Raw genomic sequence first — 17,644 nt, 5'->3', positions numbered from 1 at the left:
TCGGGATGTTCCTGGACTCTCCGGTTCCGCGAACGCTGCCATCCGTCTGGTGGAAGGGCGGCGGTGGCTCCCGGGCACGGTGGCCGCCGCCATCAGGATCTGGGGCGCGCATGCGTACGGCAGCCGGCATCGGTGGAAGCCGTGGGAAGCGGAGTTCGCCTGTTCCTGCTGTGGCGAAGCCTGGGCACGACTGCGCTTGGAAGAGGCAATCGTCTCGCTGCCAAGCCATGCCGGGCGAGAGCTTCAGGTAGTTGTCGACCGCCTGGACGACGCATTGTTGAGGCGTACCCATCACGATCCTCAAACGCCCGGTCACGACCCCTGGTGGCTGCGCCGCTGTTGATCAAGCGGAAACGCTCTTACTACGTCGTTTTCGTCGGGTGGAACCGCCGGTAGATGGCAGGTAGGAACAGCAGAATCAGGACGACGATCGCTGCTCCCACGAGTAACGGTGGCCCCAGCGAGTCAGCGAGGCGGATCCCGCTCGGTGCCGAGGTGTGCTGAGGCGCGTTCGGGTTGTCAGGGCTTCCGGCGAACGAGCCCCGATTTGCGATGAACGCCTGGCCGCAGCAGAGGGCCATTGGAATGGTCAGGATGCAGGTCATCGCATGTGCCCACGCTCTGCCTCGCACGAGACCCACCAGCGACAGGAGCAGGCCGGCCATAGCGAGACCGGACAGGACCACCGTCAGCCGGCCGACGACCTCGGTCCCCAGGTCGGCAAGCCCGTTCCGGTTCGCTGCCTCCTCCGGCGACACGTGGTACACGACGTCCCAGTGCGTGAGGTCATAGAGGACTGTTACGGCGTTGAGCGTCAACCCGAGCACCAGTAGGCCGACCGCGACGGCCGGTGCGAACAGCGGCCATCGAGACGTCGACCCTCGCCGGCGGTTGGCCCTCTTGATGATCACTCGGCGGACCATACACAAGCTGATCTGGCGTCAGGGGCACATCGCTCTTGGGGTGACAGCAACGCCGATAGCAAGAGGCCCGGCGAGCGGCGGATGGCTGGAGATCAGGCTTGGAGCCGTACCCTTCGGGCTGCGGATCCTGCGCTGCCCGGACGTCATCACCCTGATGTTCTTCAACCAGCCCGAGTTGACGGACGAGGAGGTGATAGATGGTCGTGCAGGAACGACCGCGCCGCCTCCTTCATGGCCGCCACCGCCTCCTCCGTCTGATCCGGCGCTGCGCCGCAATCGGCGTACAGGTGTAGGAAGCGGTAGCCCACCTCGCGCAGCTCCGCAGAGGGAAAGTAGGACGACTGCCAGTAGATCTCGTGCGCCAGGTCCTCGGGATCGCCCTCTCCGTCGATGATGCTCGCCGCTGCCGCCCGCATGAGGTGCAGCCGGGCGCCGCTCTCGTCCGGGACCGGCGAGCCGAGTTCCTCCATCGCCTGCCGGAACAGGTCGACGGCTTCCCGGGACTGGCCCTTCGACAGACCGGCGAGCTCACGCAGGCTCGGCGAGTCGACACCACGGGCCAGAGCGTGCGCGGCCGCCATCGCCAGGTCGTCGCCGACCGGCTCGTCCATCGCCAGCCGGACGGCAAGGTCGCGCAGTCGCTCCATCCCCGAGAGGCTAGGCGGTACGTGGGGCCGTGTCCGCCCATGGGGACGCGATTGCGCGACGGGTCAGCGAATGCCCGCGTCGTGGAGCCGCCGGGTGGCACCCGGATCGATGGTGGTCCGCACGAGCGAACCGGGCGCGTCTGAGGATCCGGTACTGAACGCGGTCACCACCAGCACGACGACCAGCACCGGCATCAACAGCGTCCGGACCAGCATGGCCCAGCACGCCTTGAGGCCGACCCGGCCGCCGTCCTTGGCCCTGACGAGTTGGGTGCCGGTGAGCAGCGCGCCGAGCGCCCGGCCGTTGCCGTAGCAGAGGCCGTAGAGCAGCGGCACCACCACGAGCAACGAGAGGCTTGTCCCGGCGGCGAGGTTGTCGGACAGGGTGACCGCGCGGTCTACCAGGGACAGGGCGACGACGCCCGCCCCGACACCGAACAGGAACACCGTGAAGTCGACGAGCCAGGCCAAGGCCTGCGCCCCGGTGCCGGCCCGGACGTACAGGCCGCCGTTGCCGAACGTCGCGATCCGCTTTGCCTTCCGGGGGCCGAGTACGTGCTCCGCCTGCGCCTGGGCGGCTTCCAGCCGGGTCAGTGGGTGGCCCGTGGCGCGGACTGTCACAGCGCTCTCCTGTTGTGTCGTGGGCACCGGGCGTTTCGCTGGATCCGGACGCCGTGCCGTGTCGTACCCCGAGTGCAGAGTAGTCGGCGCCAGAACAAGGCCACGGCGCTATGTCGCTGAGGTGTTGTACCGGTCCAGCGTCGCCTTGGAGGTCGACGCGTCGCGGAAGACGAGCTCCCACGGGCCGGTGTTCACATCCATGTCTTGCCGAACCCGACCCACTTACCGGCCATCCGTCGCCCCGTCGGCTCGGCCAGAAGCTGGATCGCCCCGTGATAGCGGGCACCTCGGTAGTAGCCGGCCGGGTCGGTCTGCTCCACCCAGGTGCCGGTGACAACGGCCCCGTCCACGGTCAGGTCCAGCGACAGAGATGAGGACGCCGACCCGGGCAGGCTGCGCGCGGTCAGCCTGTCGCCGTGCTGCAGCAGGACGACGAAGTGCTGTCCGGCGAAGGACTCCTCCCGTCCGCTGGAGTAGTACTGGTAGCGGCTGAGCCACACGCCCTCGTACGACCTGTGCGCCGTGCTGGGCTTGGCAGCCGGCGTCGGCGTGGCCAGGTTCGATACGGGTGAGGTCAGGTCGTGGCCACCCTGCTGGTCGTCGGCCACGTGCCCACCGGGCACCGCGGCGAAGCCGAGCAGTGAGATGGGCAGGCCGGTGACGACCTCCAGCGCGCGTGCGAAGTCGTCCTGGTTCATGCGCATCCCGTTATGGAGGGCGCCCAGGGCCGTGTCGGGAGCGGCCATGAGCGACACGATAGCGCTGTGTCGCAGTGGTGTCACCGTTGGTGCGTGGCTCGTAGGTCATCGACGAGCGGCGTTTCGGGGTACGGTCGACAGAATGGCGGCCGGGTGAGTTCGCCGGGCCTCTTGAGCTTGGAGCTGGGCTATGGCTTCCTCCGTCGATCCGCGCTTCGGGGCAGCTCTGCGCGAGTTTCGGGAGCGGCGTGGTCTGTCGCTTCGGTCCCTCGGGCAGCTCGCCCATCGAAGCAAGAGCCATCTGCACGAGCTGGAAGCAGGGCTCAAGGCTCCGACTGTCGACACGGCGCGCCACTTGGACCGGATTCTCGACGCCGGAGGTGTGCTTGCTCGGCTGGTCGATGCGCCGATCGACCATGCGGCCGAGGCGGGCGAGTTGCGGGCGAGGGTTGCCGCCAGTGATGTCAGCGGTGAGGTGCTCGAACGGATCGAGCAGGGCGTCGACGACCTCGCCAGCTCCTATCCGACTATGGCGCCGGCGGATCTGTTGCCGCTGGTGCGGCGACATCTGGCCTATGTGGTGCGGCTGCTGGACGGACGGGTCACGCTTGCTCAGCAGCGTCGGCTGTTGGTTGCGGGCGGTTGGTTGGCGGTGCTGCGGGCCACCGTTCACATCGACCTGCGGCAGCGCGGTGCGGCGGCTGCTCATCTGCGTGCTGCTCGTGAGCTTGCCGAACACGCCGAGCATGCGGAGATCCAGGCGTGGTGTCTGGAGACCCGGGCCTGGGACGTGTTGACGCAAGGTGACTACCGGACGGCACTCGATCTGTCTCATCAAGCACAGCGGGTCGCGCCGAAAGGCAGCTCGGCCAGGATTCAGTCGACTGCCCAGGAAGCTCGCGCGTGGGCGCGGATCGGTGATGTGGCCGCCACCCGGCGAGCGCTGGAGCGGGTGGAGCGTTTGACGGCGAATCTGCCCGTTCCGGAACGGGCCGAGCATCACTACCGCTACGACCCCGCGAAGGCCGCCGCCTATATGGCCACGACGTTGGCGTGGGCCGGTGACCCGGCTGCCGAGCAGGTGGCGCGGGCGGTACTGACCGATCTGGACCCGCACGGTGATGGGGGAGCGCGTCCTCGCCGTTCCGCGTCGGCGCGTCTCGACCTCGGACTTGCCCTGGTCGCCGCCGACCAGCCGGATGAGGCGGTTGCGCTCGGGGCGCAGGCGGTGGCGTCCGGGCGGGTGGTGCCGTCGAACTGGTGGCGAGCCGCGGAACTGCTCGCGAAGGTGGAGCAGTCGGGCGTGCCGGAGGCCGCGATGTTGCGTGACCTGTGCGTCGAGTACGCCCCCGCCCGCCGATTGACAGCGGGCAGCACACCTGGTTAGCGGACAGTCACCTCCTGGATCGTGGACGCGCTCGGCGTGACGCTGGATCTCCACCGGGCGCGGATAGGCACATCAGCAGGTGTCCTCCGTGCCCTCACCACGGAGGGCCGGACAGATGACGGTGACCATTGGGCTCCTGCGACGGCTCGTCGGTCGGTACCTTCCGCCGTCGACGGTGTCCGGCTTTGGCGAGCGCATCCAGGCGATGGAGCAGGAGATCGCCAGACGCCGTTTGCTGGACCAGGCGCGAGGCGGGCAACGGTCCCCGGACGGCGACGCCTCGCGGGAACGCCGCGTCTCGTACGACACGTACCTGTCGGCCGCCGCGTTGACGTTCGCCCGGCGGCATCGGCCGGTGTGGTGCTGGCGGCGGTGGAGACGGGTTTGCTGGTGCGGAGCCGAGCTGCCCTGTCATTCGCGGCATCGGCTTCCGATCAATCGTGGTCACTGGCCACAGGCGAGCGACAAGTGATCGCCGGGCCGGAGGAGATGATCCTCGCGGTACACGTGCGGGGACTCGACGGCATGTGTGCCGGGCGCCGGGCGTGGTGGGCACGGCTCACGCCGTACCCGTGCTGGCAGGCGGAATGGGCGACGAGTCGGCAGGCGCGGGCGATCACCGCGCGGTTCCTGGAGGGTGCGCGGTGACCACCCACGGTCCGGTCATGCCGGTCTGGAGCTGCGGCGGCTGCGACCTGCCGTGGCCGTGCCCCACTCGCAGGCGTGAGCTGCGGGCGGAGTACGCCGGCGCGCCGGTGTCACTGGCTCTGTATCTCGGCGCCTATCTCGTGCAAGCCTCCGAGGACATGCCCTGGGCGCCTGCCGGTGCGCTGCACCGCCGCTTCGTCGGGTGGACCCGGGAGGCCGGTCCGCGGGGGCGGTGACTGCTCAAACTCGCCGCTCCCGCAGCCGCCGCCGGAACCGCATCCACTCGGCCGGTACGACGAGGCAGCCCGCCACCGCGGGCGGCACGGTCACCAGGAAGTCCGGCCACCGCCAGATGGGCGCGTCCGCTTCCCTCAGGTGGGTGGGGTGCCGGGGGTCGTACCGGACCGCTATCACGTCGCCCGCGGCCGGCCGGTGCACCGGGTTCTCCAGGATCGCCGTCGCGCCCACCGGCCCTGACAGGTAGACGACGTTCAGGGACTTGCCGGGCCCTTCGTAGTTGGCGCGCACCACCTGGGCGTCGCCGATCCGGCCTCTGGTCTCCAGCATGCGGTTCTCCCACACCTGCCACCCGGCGAAGGTCAGGAACAGCGCGGTGAACAGGGACGTGACGAGCAGCCAGAGACCGGCTGTCAGCACGGTCGCCCCCTCGCCCCGTAGCAGGCCGAGGACGACCTCCTCGTAGCGCGAGGGGCGGCTGACGGGGCCGGCGCCCGCTCCGTCGACAGACATCCCGCCGCTCCTTCGCCGACTGCCCCCGGACATCCACGGTAGCCAGCGCGCCCAGCCCGGTGGGGTATAGGTGACGAGAAGTCGATATGACTGAGAGGCATGAATATGCCTCTCAGTCATATCGCTCGAAGCACTCAGTCTTCCGGCCGGGCATCACCCTCCGTGACCAAACGGCCTGGCACCGCCGGGGCGGTGAGCGACAGCGTGGGCCACGCCGCCAGGTCGTGGAGCATCTGCCGGTCGTGGGTGGCGACCACCACCGCGGCCCTCGTCGTCAGCAGGGCGGCGGTGAGGTCGTCGACCAGCGGCGCGGACAGGTGGTTGGTGGGTTCGTCGAGGATCAGCAGGTCGGGACGTTCGGCCAGGCGCAGCGCCAGGTTCAGCCGCCGTTGCTGTCCGTGCGACATCCGGCCGACGGGGGTACGCCGGGCCTCGGCGTCGAGCAGGTTCGTCGCGCTCAGCGGCAGGGCCGTGCCGGAGCCGACGCGCCCGGCGGAGCGCAACCGGCCCACGTGCTGCTCGTACAGGTCGTGGGCGAGCAGCGCCGGTGGCCAGTCGGGCACCTCCTGACCGAGGTACGCGACGCGCGCGCCGGACAGGTGCCGGACCTCCCCGGTCGACGGCGTGAGGTCACCGGCCAGCGCGGAGAGCAGCGTCGACTTGCCCGCGCCGTTGGGTCCGGTCACCAGCAGGCGGTCCCCGCCGTCGAGCGTGAGCGTGACCGGGGTACGCAGGCGCCCGGCCACCGTCACGTCGTGGCAGCGCAGGGTCGGCAGTCCGGGACGGGTGTCCAGCGGTGGCCAGCGCAGCGGCTGCGGTGGCTCCGGCACGGTGACGCGGTGCGCGTCGAGCGCCTCCTGCCGGCGGCGCAGCGCCTGGACCAGTCCGGGCGCGCGGGACTGGCGCTGGTGCTTGCCGTGTCCCTTCTCCGGCCGCCAGCCGGTGCTGAGGCGGTCCTGCGCCTGCCGTACCCCGTCGGCCAGCCGCTGGTGCTCGGCCTGCTGCGCCTCGTGGTCGCGTACCCAGTGCGCGAAGTCGCGGCGGCGCCCGTCCTGCCAGGCGGCGTAGTCCCCGGCGTAGCGGCGCGGGCGCCCGTCCGCGCTGGGGTCGAGGTCCAGGAACTCCGTGGCGACGTCCCGCAGCAGGGCGCGGTCGTGGGTCACCAGCACGACGCCGCCCGGGTGGTCGCGTAGCCGGGCGGTGAGGAAGGCCAGGCTGTCCGCGTCGAGGTGGTTGGTCGGCTCGTCCAGCATCAGCAGGTCCACCCGCGCTCCCAGCAGGCATGCCAGCCGGACCCGGTAGCGCTGGCCGACGGACAGCGTGGCCAGTTCCCGGTCCCGGTCCGGGCAGGCGTCGAGGCCGGCCAGCGCCACGTCGACGCGCCGCTGCGCGTCCCAGGCGTCCAGCCGGGTCGCCGCGTCCAGGGCGGCGGCGTACGCGTCGTCCGCGCCCGCCCGGCCCTCGGTGAGCGCGATCGCGGCCTCGTCGAACGCCCGCAGCGCGCGTTCGGACTCCCGGATCGCCTCCCGGACGAGCGTGCCCACGGTCTCGCCGTGGCGCGACTCCAGGTTCTGCCGGGCGACGCCGATCGCGCCCAGCCGTTCCACCACGCCCTGGTCGGGAGCGATGAGGCCGGCCAGCACGTGCAGCAGGGTGGTCTTGCCGCGGCCGTTCTCGCCGACGACCGCCAGGCGGGAACCGGCGGAGACGGTCACGCTGACGTCGGACAGCACGACCCGGCCGCCGAGTACGACGCGGACGCCGTCGGCCCGCACGTGCGCCCGGTGCCCGGCGGGCAGCGAACCGCCCGAGGTGGATGGGAAGGAAGGAATGTTGTCGAGGTTGTGCACAGTCCGCTCTTCGGCTCGTCGTGGAGCCGGGCAGCGCGAGGACACCGCCCGGCGGGAACGCCGGGACGGCGGAGCAGAGCTGGTACGTCAGAAGAAGCCGGTCACCCTGCCGCCGTCAGCGGAGGGACCAGGGCTTCATGACAGCGGCGAAGAACCTCATGCGGTAAACAGTACCCGGCTCCGGGCCGGAGATCACCGGAGTTACCGGCGGAGGCGGGCGGAGGCCTCGGCGTCGAGCAGGTCGTTCACCGCCAGCGCCGAGTTGATCAGGGCGAGGTGGCTGAACGCCTGCGGATAGTTGCCGATCTGCTCACCGGTGGAGGCGATCTCCTCGGCGTAGAGCCCGAGGTGGTTGCTGAAGGTGAACATCTTCTCCAGGGTGAGCCGGGCGTCGTCCAGCCGGCCGGAGCGGGCCAGCGCCTCGACGTACCAGAACGTGCACATGTTGAACGTGCCCTCGTGACCAGGGAGCCCGTCGGGGGAGTGGACCGGGTCGTACCGGTGGACCAGGCTGTCCGAGACCAGGTCCCGCTCGATCGACTCGAGGGTGGACAGCCACAGCGGGTCGGTGGGCGTGACGAAGCCGACCGCCGGCATGTAGAGGAGGGCGGCGTCGAGCACGTTCTCGTCGTACGCCTGCACGAAGCTGCCGCGTTCCCGGTGGAAACCGCGGGCCATGACCTGGTTGTAGATCCGGTTGCGTTGTTCGGTCCAGCAGTGCATGTCGCCGGGCCGGCCGGTGCGGGTGGCCAGCCGGATGGCGCGGTCCAGCGCCACCCACGACATCACCCGGCCGAACGTGTAGTTGCGGGGGTGGTGGCGGCTCTCCCAGATGCCGGCGTCGCGCTGGTCCCAGTTGTGGCAGAGCCAGTCGATCAGCCGCACGGTGCTCTTCCACACCTGGTGCGACACCCGGATGCCCTGCTCGTCGGCGAGGTGCATGGCGTAGAGCGCCTCGCCGTGGATGTCGAGCTGGAGCTGGTCGGCGGCGCCGTTGCCGATCCGCACCGGACGGGAGCCGCGGTAGCCCTCCAGGTGGTCGAGCACCTCCTCGTGCAGGTCCGAGGACCCGTCCACCCGGTACATGATCTTCAGTGGGTCCTGGTGGTCGCCGGCCTCGCGGATGCGCTCGTCCAGCCAGTCCATGTACCGGCTGACCTCCTCGGTGAACCCGAGGCCGAGCAGCGCGTGCACGGAAAACGAGGTGTCGCGTACCCAGGTGTAGCGGTAGTCCCAGTTGCGGGAGCCGCCGACCAGCTCGGGCAGCGCGGCGGTCGGCGCGGCGATCATCGCGCCGGTCGGCGCGTACGTCATGAGCTTGAGCGTGATGGCCGAGCGCTCGACCATCTCCCGCCAGCGCCCGGTGTAGCGGGAGCGCTCGACCCAGCGCCGCCAGTAGTCCCGGGTCCACTCGAACATGCCCTGGACCTCTTCCGGCGGAATGATCCTGGGCTCGTCGATGCCGGTCTCCAGGACCACCCCGCCGGTGTCGCCCTCCTGCAACGTGCCGTAGGCGATCAGGTCGCCGTCCTCCATGCGGATCTCGCCGGTCTTGGCCCAGAGCTGCCGCACCGGATCGATCGGGTTGAAGGCGAGCGTCGCCGACCGGCTCCGGAACAGGTAACCGTTGCGGTGCCGCTCCAGCTCGTGGCTCTCCCGGGCGAAGTCGAAACGCGGCCGGCACTCCACCCGGAACCGCATGCTGCCGCGCACCATGTTGACCATGCGCACGATGCGGTGCGAGTCGGTGACCCGCTCGCCGGTCACCGGCATGAAGTCCATCACCTCGGCGACGCCGTCCGCGCTGATGAACCGGGTGATCAGGATCGGCGTGCCGGGGAGGTAGAGCTGCTTCGTGACGTACCGGACGTCGTGCGGGGCGATCTGGAAGAAGCCGCCCTTGTCCTTGTCCAGCAACGCGCAGAAGACGCTGGGCGAGTCGAAGCGCGGCGCGCAGAACCAGTCGATCGTCCCGTCACAGGTCACCAGCGCCGCGGTCTGAAGGTCGCCGATGAGCCCGTGATCCTCGATCGCCGGATAGCTCTTCACGTCGCCCCCCAGGTTCCGACTGCCCTCTCCGACTCAACCTAGGGGAAGAATTGTCAGGTTAGAGGGGATTCGTGGTCACCCACCCTCGCGCGTCACGCCGCGCCTCGACCGCCCGGCGGGTCTCCTCGTTCACCAGTTCCGCGTTGATCATCGCCGCGGTCCGGGCACCAGCCGCGGCAGCGGCCCCGACCTGCGCCGACAGGTCGGTCACGTTGCCCGCGACCCACACCCCGGGCACCTCGGTACGCCCCGACTCGTCGGCCGGCAGGTACTCGCCCATCCCGCTGGGGTGCGGTTGCGGGCGCAGGCCCAGTCCGGCCAGGAACCCGGTGCGCGCCACCATCCGGGGCGCGACGGTCAGCACCTCCCGGTCGACGGTGCGGCCGTCGCGCAGGCGTACCCCGGTCACCCGGTCCGCGGCCGTCTCGACGGCCGCGACCTCGCCCTCGACCACCGGCACGCCGCGGGCGGCGAGCTGCTCGGCCTGCTCGTCGGTCAGCGGCGGCGCGGTGTGCCGCAGGTAGACCACGTCGTCGCTCCACTGCCGGAACAGCAGCGTCTGGTGCACCGACATCGGGCCGCTGCCGATCACCCCGATCGGCCGGTCCCGCACCTCCCAGCCGTGGCAGTACGGGCAGTGCACCAGGTCCCGGCCCCAGCGCTCGCGCAGGCCGGGCACCTCGGGCAGCTCGTCGACCAGGCCGGTGGCGACCAGCACATGACCGGCGCGTACCCGCCGGCCGTCGGCGAGCGTCACCTCGAAGCCGTCGCCGTCGCGGCTCACCGACTCGACCCGGCCCTCGGTCAGGTGCCCGCCGTAGCGGTGGACCTCGTCCCGACCGCGTGCCAGCAGTTCGGCCGGCGGTACGCCGTCGTGGCCCAGCAGCGCGTGCACGCCGTCGGCGGGCGCGTTGCGCGGTTCGCCGCCGTCCACCACGAGCACCGACCGGCGTGCCCGGGCCAGCATCAGCGCGCCGCTCAGCCCGGCCGCGCCGCCGCCGATCACCAGTACCTCGTAGTCCTCACGTAGCTCGGTCATCGTGACCACCTCCGCGACCAGACTGCGGCGGGGAAGCGCAGAACCGCAAACTCTCTTGCTGATGTGGCAAACTGGGGGCATGGATGTCGACCTCGACCAGGCCCTCGACGCGGTCGGTCCCCGGCTGCGCGCGCTGCGGCGTGAGCGGGAGACCACGCTCACCGACCTCTCCGCCACCACCGGCATCTCGGTGAGCACGCTGTCCCGGCTGGAGTCCGGCGGCCGCAAGCCCACCCTCGAACTGCTGCTCCCGCTCGCCCGCGCGCACGGCGTGACGCTGGACGAGCTGGTCGGCGCCCCGCCCACCGGCGACCCGCGCGTCCACCTGCGGCCGGTCGCCGCGTTCGGGATGACCATGCTGCCGCTCACCCGCCGCGCCGGCGGCATCCAGGCGTACAAGCTGATCATCCCGGCCGGCGGCCGGTCCGAGCCCGAGCCGAAGACCCACGAGGGGTACGAGTGGGTCTACGTGCTCAACGGGCGACTGCGGCTCGTGCTCGGCGAGCACGACCTGGTGATGGTCCCCGGTGAGGCGGCCGAGTTCGACACCCGCGTACCGCACTGGTTCGGGCGTGCCGACAGCGAGGGGGTGGAGTTCCTCAGCCTCTTCGGCAGCCAGGGCGAACGCGCCCACCTGCGGGCCCGCCCCCGCGCGTCGAGCTGAGCGGCGACCGCAAACACGCCCGCGGCGGCATCGGCGGCGCGACGATCGGCGGGTGAGCTATGCGGAGGTCGGCGGACTGCGGATCTGGTACGAGGAGCACGGGGCCGGCAAGCCGCTGGTCCTGCTGCACGGCGAGTACGGCTCGACGGAGACGTTCGCGCCGATCCGCCCGGCGCTGGCCACGCGCCGGCGGCTGATCGCCGTCGACCTGCAGGGCCACGGCCGCACCGCCGACGTGGACCGGCCGCTGCGGTACGAGTCGATGGCCGACGACGTCGCCGGGCTGCTGCGGCACCTCGGCCTGCCCCGGGCCGACGTGCTCGGCTACTCCCTCGGCGGCGGGGTGGCCCTGCGTACCGCGATCCAGCACCCCGACCTGGTCCGGCGCCTGGTGCTGGTCTCCACGCCGTTCCGGCGGCGCGGCTGGTACCCGGAGACGCTCGCCGCGATGTCCGCCCACGACGAGCGCGTCGCACAACGGATGCGCGGCACCCCGCTCCACGAGCGGTACGCGCGGGTGGCGCCCCGTCCGCAGGACTGGCAGGCGCTCTGGGCCCGCGGCGGCGAGCTGCTGCGGCGGGACTACGACTGGTCCGCCGAGGTGGCCGCGCTGCCGATGCCGGTGCTGCTGGTCTTCGCCGACGCGGACGAGATCCCGGTGAGCCACGCGGCGGAGTTCTTCGGCCTGCTCGGCGGCGGCCGCCGGGACGCGGGCGGCGACGGAACCGGCCGCCCCGCGTCCCGGCTGGCGGTGCTGCCCGGGCTGACCCACTACGACGTGCTGACCTCGCCCGCGCTGCCGGCGGCGGTGCTGCCGTTCCTCACCCATCCGGCGCGCGCCCCGGGCTGACTCAGCCCACCAGCGCCGGGGTGTCCGCGCCCGCCGTCGTGCGCGGGCGCAGCAGCGCGTACGCGAGCCCGACGGCGACCACGAGCAGCCCCGCGCCGATCGCGAACGCCAGGTGGAACCCGCTGGTCAGCGCGGTGGCCCGGTCGTCGCCGAGCGCGAGGCGGTCCGCGGTACGGGCGGCGGCCAGCGTGGACAGCACCGCTACGCCGAACGCCATGCCGAGCTGCTGGGTGGTGTTGAACAGCCCGGAGGCGAGACCGGCGTCGTCGGGGCGGGCGGCGGACATGCCGAGCGCGGTCAGCGCCGGCAGCACCAGCCCGAACCCGCCGGCGAGCAGCATCACCGGGAGCACGTCGGGCAGGTAGCGGCCGTCCACCGGTATGCGGGCCAGCCACGCGAACATGGCGACGAGCAGGACGAGCCCGGCCAGCAGCACCGCCCGCTCGCCGAACCGGGCGTTGAGCCGGGCGGAGACGCCCAGCGACACCGCGCCGATGACGACTGCCGCCGGGAGCAGGGCCAGCCCGGTGCCTGTGGCGTCGTAGCCGAGCACCTGCTGGAGGTAGAGCGTGACGAGCACCTGGAACGCGAACGTCGACGCCACGGTGAGGATCTGGACCACGTTCGCCACCGCCACGCCGCGCGAGCGCAGGATCCGCAGCGGCATGAGCGGGCGGCGTGCGGTCGCCTGCCGGACGACGAACCCGGCGACCAGCGCGACGGCGAGCGCGCCGAGGCCGAGCGTGCGCGCCGACGTCGCCCCGTACCGCTCGATCGTGACCACCGTGTAGATGCCGAGCACCAGTCCGGCGGTGACCAGCAGCGCGCCCGCCACGTCGGCCCCGGCGGCCAGGCCCAGGCCCCGGTCGGCGGGCAGCGTACGGACCGCGAGCGCGATCGTGGCCAGGCCGATCGGCAGGTTGATCAGGAAGATCCAGTGCCAGCCCAGCGCGTCGGTGAGCAGGCCGCCGGCGACCTGGCCGATGGCCGCCCCGGCCGCGCCGGTGAAGGCGAACACGGCGATCGCCCGGCCCCGCTCGGCGGCGTCGGGAAAGAGCGTGACCAGGATGCCGAGGCTCACCGCGACCGCCGCCGCGCTGCCGACACCCTGGAGGAAGCGGGCCGCGACGAGCGTGGCGCTGTTCGCCGCCACCCCGGCCAGCACCGAGGCGGCGGTGAACAGCGCGGTGCCGCCGAGGAACATCGCCCGGCGTCCGACCAGGTCGCCCAGGCGGCCGGCGAGCAGGAGCAGGCTGCCGAACGCGATCAGGTACGCGTTCACCACCCAGCTCAGGCCGGCCGGGGAGAAGCGCAGGTCGCGCTGGATGGCCGGCATCGCCACGGTGACGATGCTGCCGTCGAGGATGGTCATCAGGGCGCTGGTGGCGAGTACGCCGAGCGCGACCCGATGCGAGCGGGGAGCGGACATGGAGTCCTCCTGTCGAGAGGTGCGACAGGAAGGACCGTAACGGATAGTCCCGTTGCAGACAATCTATTGAGGGACTATTGGCGGGCTCGGCGGGCCGGCTTCGGGCTCTGCACCGGCGTGGCCAAATGGCCGGCGGCCAGGCGCTCCAGCGCGCGCAGGAAGACCGCCCGCTCGTCCGCCGGCAGGCTCGCCAGCGCCTCGGCGTGCACCCGGTCGACGATCTCCTGGCTGCGCGCGGCCACCCGGGCGCCCTCCTCGGTGACCGCGATGATCCGGGCCCGCCGGTCGGTACGCGACGGACGCCGCACCGCCAGCCCGGCCTGCTCCAACGCGTCCACCGTCACCACCATCGTCGTCTTGTCCATGTCGCCCATCTCGGCGAGCTGGATCTGCGTACGCTCCTCGGGCAGCGCGTGCGCGAGCACGCAGTGCATCCGCGCGGTCAGCCCGATCTCGGCCAGGGCCGCCGCCACCCGGGTGCGCAGCACGTGACTGGTGTGGTCGAGCAGGTACGACAGGTCCGGGGTGCTCATCCGCCCAGCGTACCGATGGGTTCGTGGCGGATGATCCGGCGCGGACCCGGTCGGACCGCGGATACGATCTTGTGAGATGTCGTCGGCAGGAGAGGTTCGGTGCGGTGAGCGACGTGCACGGCAGGCAAGTGATGGTGGGTTACGACGGGTCCCCGGCCGCGAGCGCCGCCATCGAGGCGGGCGCGTTGCTGTTCCCCGGCGCGCACGCATGGATCGGGCATCTGTGGACGCCACCGTTCGCCAGCGAGGAACTGCGCAAGCGGCTCTGGACCGGCAAGCGCAACATCAACGCGTTCGTGGAGGCGATCGAGCGCGAGGGCGGCCGGGAGGCCGACCGGCTCACCTCCGTCGGCGTGATGCTGGCCCGCGCGGCCGGCTGGGACGCCGAGCCGCTCGTGTGCCGCAGCTACGGCGGGGAAGGGCTCCGGCTCGCCGAACTGGCCGACGAGAAGCAGACCGACGTGCTGCTGCTCGGCTCACGCGGGCTGGGCGGCGCCCGGGCCGTGCTCGGCAGCGTCTCGGACATGGCTGTGCACTACAGCCCGCGACCAGTCCTGGTGGTGCCGCACCCGCTGCTCACCGACGAGCACGACGCGCTCGCCGCCGGCCCGGTGGTGGTCGGCTGGGACGCCTCCGCCGGCGCCGAGGCGGCGCTCGACTCCACCCGGCGTCTCTTCCCCGAGCGGGACGTCGTCCTGGTCGCCGTCGACGGCGACGAGGGGGAGACGCCCACCCCGGACACGGCCGGCGGTTCGGTCACCGTCGTGCGGGTCAGCGCCGGACGCGGCGCCCAGGGACGCGCGGTGGCCGACGCGCTCTCCGCAGTCGCCACCGAGCACAAGGCGAGCGCGGTGGTGGTCGGCTCGCGCGGACGGACGGCGATGCGCAAGATCCTGCTCGGCAGTGTCGCCATGGCCACCCTGCACCGTGCCCACCGGCCGGTGATGGTGGTGCCGCAGAGCCCGGTCCGCGAAGCGGAGTAACCCGGCGGCGCACGGGTGCCTCCCCGGCCGAGTGAGGCACCCGCTTCGTCACCGCTGCCCGCGGCGCGCCGGTCGGGCCCGCCATGGTTGAGGCAGCCGTCCCCGGAGGCGGGCGCTGGCACCCGTCGATGCGCGGCAACTATTCTCGGGTCACAAGCCAAGTCGCCGTCTGACGGAGTGGTCGATGCGGAAGGGCCTGGTCGCGGACCGGCATGCGCAGGGGGACGGCCGCAGAGCCAACCTCGGCGCGCTGCTCCGGCGCGTCCACCTGACCGGCCCGGTCACCCGCGTCGAGCTGGCCGAGTGGATGGGCGTCAACCGCAGCACGGTCATGGCGCTCACCGCGGAACTGGCGTCGGCCGGTCTGGTCCGGGAGGTGGCGGCCGGCGGCAGCGGACGGGCGGGCCGACCCTCGCTTGTGGTCCGCCCGGCCTCGGACGCCTTCTACGTTCTCGCCTTCGACATCGCCGTGGACCGGCTCGTGGCCGCCCGCGTCGGGCTCGGCGGCGTGGTGTCGGCCCGTCTGGAGGCGGAACGCCCACGGGCCGGGGCCGACCTCGACTCGGTGGTCTCGGTGCTCGCCGACTTCGGGCGGGCGCTGCACCACGCCGCGCCGCCCGGATCGGTGTGCGTGGGCGTCGGCGCGTCGTACTGCGGGATGATCCGGCCCGGCGACGGCATGGTCCGCTTCGGACCGGACATGGGGTGGGTGGACCAGGCGTTCGGCGCCGAGCTGGCCGGGCGGCTGGACCTGGGCCTGCCGGTCCTGGTCGGCAACGAGGCGCACCTGGGCGCGCTGGCGGAGCACCAGCGGGGCGCCGGAGTCGGCGTGCAGAACGTCGTCTACCTGCACGGTGACGTGGGCGTCGGCGGCGGGATCATCGTCGGCGGTGAGCTGCTCGACGGCGACGGCGGGTACGCCTCCGAGGTCGGGCACATGCTCGTGAACCCGTACCAGGGGCGGCCCTGCGGCTGCGGCTCGCGCGGGTGCCTGGAGGCCGAGGTCGGCGAGCGGGCACTGCTCGACGCCGCCGGCCGCCCGGCGGGGGAGAAGGGGCGCGAGGCGGTACGGGCCGTGGTGGCAGCCGCGTCGCGGGGCGAGCCGGCCGCCCGGGACGCGCTGCGGCACATCGGTGACTGGCTGGGCATCGGCGTGGCGAACGTGATCAATCTGTTCAACCCCGGCGTGGTGATCTTCGGGGGCACGCTCAGCGAGGTCTTTCCGGTCTGCGCCGACCACGTCCGCAGCCGGATCGCCGCCAACGTGCTGCCGATCTCCCGCGACAAGGCCCGCCTGCGCGTGTCCGCGCTCGGCTACGACGCCACCTTGATCGGCGCCGCCGAACGGGGCTTCACCCCGTTGTTCGCCGACCCCTTCGGCACCCTCACCCGCGCCTCGGCGCTTCGCTGATCTTGGAGTTGTGGCGCCTGGGATGTCGCTTTGGTGAGCCTCGTGAGGAGCCACAACTCCAAGATCGACGGCGGCACGCGCCCGGCGGCGGGTCAGGGGGTCAGGCGGTGGGTCAGCCAAGGGAGGAGAGCCTCGCCCTGTTGGCGCTGGAACGCTCGGACCGTGGGGATGCCGGGGGGTGGGGGCTGGCGGGCGCCGTCCAGGAAGAACCCCGTGAGGCCGGCCAGCACACCCGTCAGGTCGGTCGGGTCGACATTCGCGGTCAGCGGTCGGGCGGCGAGCAGCGCGTTCGGGTCGTGTCCGCCGTACACCTGGACGTTGACGACGGTGAACAGGGTGTCCAGCCAGGCCGGCCCGCGACAGGCCCACGGCCAGTCGACCACGGTGACCGATCCGTCCGGGCCGAGCAGCAGGTTGTCCGCGCGGACGTCGACGTGGCAGAGCGTGTCACCGGCGAGCGCGGCCAGGCCCCGGTCGGCGGCGGCGCACAGCTCGGGCAGGTGGGACCGGGCCCACGGGTCGAGGTCGGCCGGCGGGTCGGCGGCGAGGCGCCGCCAGCCGCCGAAGTCGTACGCGAGGTGTTCGGCGGCGGTGGTGGTTCCGGCGGCGGCGGGCGCCGGGGTGAGCGTCGCCGCCATCGCCTCCAGCGTGGACAGCACGGCGGCCAGCTCACCGGTACGCCACGGGGTGGCCGGATGCCGGCCCTCGACGTCGGTGAAGACGAGCGCGATCCAGTGGCCGTCGTCGTAGCTGCCGAGCAGCCGGGGCGCGGGCGCGTCCGGGGGCAGGGCGGCGGCGATCCGGGCCTCGGCGCGGTGCAGGTGGGGACTGCGGTCGTTCTGCGCCGGGCTGACCGCCTTGACGAAGGCCCGGCCGCCACCTGCGGTACGGACGCGGTCGGCGGTGCCGGGGGAGAAGCCGCCCGGCTGCGAGTGCGCCGCCACCACCCGGTCGCCGAGGACGCCCTCGATGCCGTCGCGTACGTGCCCGGGCAGTTCGTGCCAGTGCAGCCGAGTCTTCGTCACGGTCCCACGGTGCGTGCCGCCCGCCGTCCGGGGCAACCGGGTTACTCGTTGCGCGTGTAGTGCAGGACGACCACGCCGGCGTCGAACGGGCGCGCCGAGGTGAGCGTGAGCCGGCGCGGGTCGAAGCCGCTGTCGAC

16 protein-coding genes and 2 pseudogenes are annotated in these 17,644 nt (G+C 72.2%); 7 read left to right on the top strand and 11 right to left on the bottom strand.

The genetic code is table 11. From position 1 onward, the window contains the following. Positions 1-362: 362 nt before the first annotated feature. The 4 genes and pseudogenes from KBX43_RS26920 to KBX43_RS26905 all read right to left on the bottom strand — a co-directional run bounded on the left by KBX43_RS26920 (position 363) and on the right by KBX43_RS26905 (position 2,946). Complete coding sequence (locus KBX43_RS26920) at positions 363-911, bottom strand: hypothetical protein (RefSeq protein ID WP_210887802.1); 549 nt, start codon at positions 909-911, stop codon at positions 363-365. A 173-nt stretch (positions 912-1,084) separates the two neighbouring features. After that, positions 1,085-1,570: a hypothetical protein gene (locus tag KBX43_RS26915; protein ID WP_043329224.1), complete on the bottom strand. Its 486-nt coding sequence runs from the start codon at positions 1,568-1,570 to the stop codon at positions 1,085-1,087. Between the two features lie 63 nt (positions 1,571-1,633). Continuing rightward, positions 1,634-2,191, bottom strand: a complete 558-nt coding sequence (locus KBX43_RS26910; RefSeq protein ID WP_307851595.1) for a hypothetical protein — start codon at positions 2,189-2,191, stop codon at positions 1,634-1,636. A gap of 108 nt (positions 2,192-2,299) precedes the next feature. After that, positions 2,300-2,946, bottom strand: a pseudogene (locus tag KBX43_RS26905) (XRE family transcriptional regulator). Between the two features lie 133 nt (positions 2,947-3,079). Here KBX43_RS26905 and KBX43_RS26900 point away from each other — a divergent pair. The 3 genes and pseudogenes from KBX43_RS26900 to KBX43_RS32165 all read left to right on the top strand — a co-directional run bounded on the left by KBX43_RS26900 (position 3,080) and on the right by KBX43_RS32165 (position 5,160). After that, positions 3,080-4,276, top strand: a complete 1,197-nt coding sequence (locus tag KBX43_RS26900) for a helix-turn-helix domain-containing protein (RefSeq protein WP_210887799.1) — start codon at positions 3,080-3,082, stop codon at positions 4,274-4,276. A gap of 267 nt (positions 4,277-4,543) precedes the next feature. Beyond that, positions 4,544-4,924, top strand: a pseudogene (locus tag KBX43_RS32170) (hypothetical protein); the annotation flags it as partial. Beyond that, positions 4,921-5,160, top strand: a complete 240-nt coding sequence (locus tag KBX43_RS32165) for a hypothetical protein (protein ID WP_374226025.1) — start codon at positions 4,921-4,923, stop codon at positions 5,158-5,160. The pseudogene KBX43_RS32170 and the gene KBX43_RS32165, both read left to right, overlap by 4 nt. A 4-nt stretch (positions 5,161-5,164) precedes the next feature. Here KBX43_RS32165 and KBX43_RS26895 read toward each other — a convergent pair whose 3' ends face one another. From KBX43_RS26895 to KBX43_RS26880, 4 genes are all read right to left on the bottom strand, one after another. Next, positions 5,165-5,674: a hypothetical protein gene (locus tag KBX43_RS26895; RefSeq protein WP_210887796.1), complete on the bottom strand. Its 510-nt coding sequence runs from the start codon at positions 5,672-5,674 to the stop codon at positions 5,165-5,167. Between the two features lie 134 nt (positions 5,675-5,808). After that, positions 5,809-7,524: an ATP-binding cassette domain-containing protein gene (locus KBX43_RS26890; RefSeq protein WP_210887793.1), complete on the bottom strand. Its 1,716-nt coding sequence runs from the start codon at positions 7,522-7,524 to the stop codon at positions 5,809-5,811. Between the two features lie 201 nt (positions 7,525-7,725). Beyond that, positions 7,726-9,573, bottom strand: coding sequence for a glycoside hydrolase family 15 protein (locus KBX43_RS26885; RefSeq protein ID WP_043329230.1), 1,848 nt, complete (start codon positions 9,571-9,573; stop codon positions 7,726-7,728). A gap of 58 nt (positions 9,574-9,631) precedes the next feature. Continuing rightward, complete coding sequence (locus tag KBX43_RS26880) at positions 9,632-10,612, bottom strand: NAD(P)/FAD-dependent oxidoreductase (protein WP_210887789.1); 981 nt, start codon at positions 10,610-10,612, stop codon at positions 9,632-9,634. A 79-nt stretch (positions 10,613-10,691) separates the two neighbouring features. On the opposite strand from KBX43_RS26880, the gene KBX43_RS26875 reads away from it, so the two are divergent. Next, a complete protein-coding gene (locus KBX43_RS26875; protein ID WP_113972605.1) occupies positions 10,692-11,276 on the top strand; it encodes a helix-turn-helix domain-containing protein in 585 nt (194 codons plus the stop codon). A 52-nt stretch (positions 11,277-11,328) separates the two neighbouring features. Next, on the top strand, positions 11,329-12,126 hold the full coding sequence (locus tag KBX43_RS26870; RefSeq protein ID WP_210887785.1) for an alpha/beta fold hydrolase: 798 nt from the start codon (positions 11,329-11,331) through the stop codon (positions 12,124-12,126). A gap of 1 nt (position 12,127) precedes the next feature. On the opposite strand, the gene KBX43_RS26865 is transcribed toward KBX43_RS26870, so the two are convergent. Beyond that, positions 12,128-13,555, bottom strand: a complete 1,428-nt coding sequence (locus KBX43_RS26865) for an MFS transporter (protein WP_210887782.1) — start codon at positions 13,553-13,555, stop codon at positions 12,128-12,130. Positions 13,556-13,629: 74 nt separating this feature from the next. Continuing rightward, on the bottom strand, positions 13,630-14,088 hold the full coding sequence (locus KBX43_RS26860) for a MarR family winged helix-turn-helix transcriptional regulator (RefSeq protein ID WP_043329234.1): 459 nt from the start codon (positions 14,086-14,088) through the stop codon (positions 13,630-13,632). A 131-nt stretch (positions 14,089-14,219) separates the two neighbouring features. Between KBX43_RS26860 and KBX43_RS26855 the strand changes: the two genes are divergently transcribed. Then, positions 14,220-15,071, top strand: a complete 852-nt coding sequence (locus KBX43_RS26855; protein WP_247677772.1) for a universal stress protein — start codon at positions 14,220-14,222, stop codon at positions 15,069-15,071. 184 nt (positions 15,072-15,255) lie between these two features. Beyond that, positions 15,256-16,482 carry an ROK family transcriptional regulator gene (locus KBX43_RS26850; RefSeq protein WP_210887779.1) on the top strand — a complete coding sequence of 409 codons (1,227 nt, stop codon included), beginning with the start codon at positions 15,256-15,258 and terminating at the stop codon, positions 16,480-16,482. A gap of 92 nt (positions 16,483-16,574) precedes the next feature. Here KBX43_RS26850 and KBX43_RS26845 read toward each other — a convergent pair whose 3' ends face one another. Further along, entirely contained in the window at positions 16,575-17,507 is a 933-nt protein-coding gene (locus tag KBX43_RS26845) for a phosphotransferase (RefSeq protein ID WP_210887775.1), read from the bottom strand. Between the last annotated feature and the right edge of the window lie 137 nt (positions 17,508-17,644).

It is taken from the genome of Micromonospora sp. C41, from assembly GCF_018070485.1.
GTDB classification, from domain to species: domain Bacteria; phylum Actinomycetota; class Actinomycetes; order Mycobacteriales; family Micromonosporaceae; genus Micromonospora; species Micromonospora chalcea.
This window is presented reverse-complemented; position numbering and strand designations above follow the sequence as displayed.